Below are 1,518 nucleotides of genomic sequence, written 5' to 3' on the forward strand. Positions count from 1 at the left end.
GGGCTCCCGGGGGGGCCGCCTGGCGCGGGGCGGGGGCGGGGGGGGGCCGCGCCCCGGCGGGGGGGGGGGGGGGGGCCGGCCCCGGGGTACTGGCCTCGGCGGCCCCCGCCGCGGCGAACGCGGCGGCCACCACCGGGGCGACCAGGTCGACCTGCCACTGCCGGGCCCCGAGGCCGCGCAGCGCGGCGGCCACCCCGGCGGCGCCCGGGTCGGCCGGCGGTTCCCAGGACACCCGGCGGACCAGGTCCGGGGTGATCAGGTTCTCGGCGGGCAGGTTGTGCTTCTCGGCCAGCTCGCTGACGGCGCTGCGGGCGCCGGACAGCCGGGCGGCGGCGACCGGGTCCTTCTCGGCCCAGGCGCGCGGCGGCGGCGGCCCGTCGTGCGGCGCGGCGGCCGGCGGCAGCTGGTTCTCCGGCACCTCCCGGCCGCGCTGCACGGCGGCCAGCCACTGCTCCAGCTGGCGCCGGTGCACCCGCGGCCCGAAGCCCTGGACGGCCTGGAGCGCGGCGATGTTCAGCGGCATGGCCAGCGCGGCGTTGACGATCGCGGCGTCCGACAGGACCCGGCCCGGCGAGACGTCGCGGTCCTGCGCCATCCGGTCGCGGGCCAGCCACAGTTCGCGCACCACGGCCAGCTGGCGACGCCGGCGGACCTTGTGCAGCTGCGAGGTGCGCCGCCACGGGTCGGTGCGCGGCGCCGGACGGGGCGCGGCGGCGATCGCGGCGAACTCCTCCAGCGCCCAGTCGAGCTTGCCCTGGGCGTCCAGCTCCCGTTCGAGTGCGTCCCGCAGCTCGACCAGCACCTCGACGTCCAGAGCGGCGTAGCGCAGCCACGGTTCGGGCAGCGGACGGGTGGACCAGTCGACCGCCGAGTGCTCCTTGGCCAGGCTCAGGCCGAGCACGCTCTCGGTCATCGGACCGAGGCCGACCCGTGCGAAGCCGGCGATCCGTCCGGCCAGCTCGGTGTCGAACAGCCGCCGCGGTCTCATGCCGACCTCGGCCAGGCACGGCAGGTCCTGGGTGGCGGCGTGCACCACCCATTCGGCGTCCGCGAGGGCGGCGCCGAGCCCGCCGAGGTCGGGGCAGGCGATCGGGTCGATCAGCGCGGTGCCGGCGCCCGCGCGGCGCAGCTGGATCAGGTACGCGCGCTGCCCGTAGCGGTAGCCGGAGGCCCGCTCGGCGTCGACCGCGACCGGTCCGGTGCCCGCGGCGAAGGCGGCGACGGTGGCGGCCAGCGCCTCCTCGTCCGCCACGACGGGCGGGATCCCCTCCTTGGGCTCAAGGAGCGGGACCGGGGCTGCTTCTTCTGGGATGGCTGCTACGGCGTCGGTCACTCACCAAGGGTACGACGGACCTCGGAGCCGGGAGTGTTGTCGGACTGGTCAGACCGGGTCACCGACTATGCCACCGGAACCTCCGGGAACGCCGCGGCGGGGGCCGTGGGAAACAGTAGGCGAGTGACCGCCCGGGGTGGGGTGGAAACGGGCCGGCCCCCCAAGAGGAGGTGGTGGTGCCGGGG

General features: G+C 77.5%; 1 pseudogene. It reads right to left on the reverse strand.

Annotated elements, in window-relative coordinates:
- Window positions 1–100: 100 nt before the first annotated feature.
- A pseudogene (locus ACFV4G_RS39845) lies at window positions 101–1,333 on the reverse strand (HRDC domain-containing protein); the annotation flags it as partial.
- Between the last annotated feature and the right edge of the window lie 185 nt (window positions 1,334–1,518).

This window comes from Kitasatospora sp. NPDC059747, assembly GCF_042732955.1.
In the GTDB taxonomy this organism is placed as follows: Bacteria; Actinomycetota; Actinomycetes; order Streptomycetales; family Streptomycetaceae; genus Kitasatospora.